At 56.1% G+C, this 1,091-nt stretch carries 2 pseudogenes; one reads left to right on the top strand and one right to left on the bottom strand.

The window, feature by feature from the left end:
• Window positions 1–103 precede the first annotated feature (103 nt).
• A pseudogene (locus HKD27_RS16230) lies at window positions 104–250 on the top strand (transposase); the annotation flags it as partial.
• Window positions 251–308: 58 nt separating this feature from the next.
• Here the strand turns inward: HKD27_RS16230 and HKD27_RS16235 are convergent.
• Window positions 309–980, bottom strand: a pseudogene (locus HKD27_RS16235) (IS3 family transposase); the annotation flags it as partial.
• Window positions 981–1,091 lie beyond the last annotated feature (111 nt).

The raw sequence follows: 1,091 nt of genomic DNA on the forward strand, positions 1-1,091 counted from the left end.
GATCTTCAACATCAAAAAAACCGGGCTGCATCATCATCCATCCCTCATCGTAAGATGAACGATGGAATCACACACAGGGCCTCATAACCAGAGAGTTTTTCGAACCCTCCATTTGTCTGACGAACGGACGGAGTATCTGATCAACGACCGTCTGTCGTTCATGCGCTTTCTGGGATTGGGGCTGTCGGACCGCGTGCCGGATGCCATAACGATCTGGCTGTTCCGCGAGCGTCTCACACAGGCGGCTGTCCACAAATCCACGGCAAGGAACTGGACTTGCTACGGTTATGTGCCGGTATGTGATCCTGTTAGGCGGCTTTAGCCTCGAAAGCGAGAGGGCTGATGTTGCCGAGATATGAATGGCGCCGTCGCGGGTTGTAGAAGCCGTTGACGTACTGGAAGATGGCGGCGGTTGCCTGCTGCCGAGTGGGCCATGTCTGTCGCCAGAGCAGTTCGGCCTTCAGGCTCTTGAAGAAGGTCTCTACGGCTGCATTGTCGAAGCAGTTTCCCCTGCCGGACATGGATGGCATCATCCTGTATTCCGTCATTTCCTTCTGGAAATCGTGTGAGCAATATTGGCTGCCACGATCAGAGTGGAAAATACAGCCAGGCGATGGATCGCGCAGTCGCACCGCCATATCGAGCGCCCGGATAGCGAGATCCTTTTTCATCCGGTCGCTTGCCGCCCAGCCGATGACGCGTCGACTGAAGAGGTCGATGACCACGGCGAGGTAGAGCCATCCTTCGGTGGTCCATATATAGCTGATATCGCCTGCCCATTTTCGGTTGGGTGCGTTGGTCAGAAAGTCGCCGTCCAGAACATTGGCTGCAACACCAAGGGAATGACGGCTGTCAGTTGTGACCCTGTGGCGACGGGTGCACACTGGGCGGATCCCGTTGAGTTTCATCAGCCGCCCCACACGACGTTCGCCGACATCGAGCCCCGCCTCCTTGAGTTCCATGGTCATCCGAGGACGACCAGAGGTGGTCCCCATTTTTCGGACAGGGCGATAAGCTATCATCTGGCCTGAACGAGGACGGGTTTTATGGGCAAGGTTACGCGGAAACGGTATGCGGCAGAGTTCAAGTCA

The sequence above is a fragment of the Gluconobacter sp. R75690 genome (assembly GCF_015244525.1).
Taxonomy (GTDB): domain Bacteria; phylum Pseudomonadota; class Alphaproteobacteria; order Acetobacterales; family Acetobacteraceae; genus Gluconobacter; species Gluconobacter potus.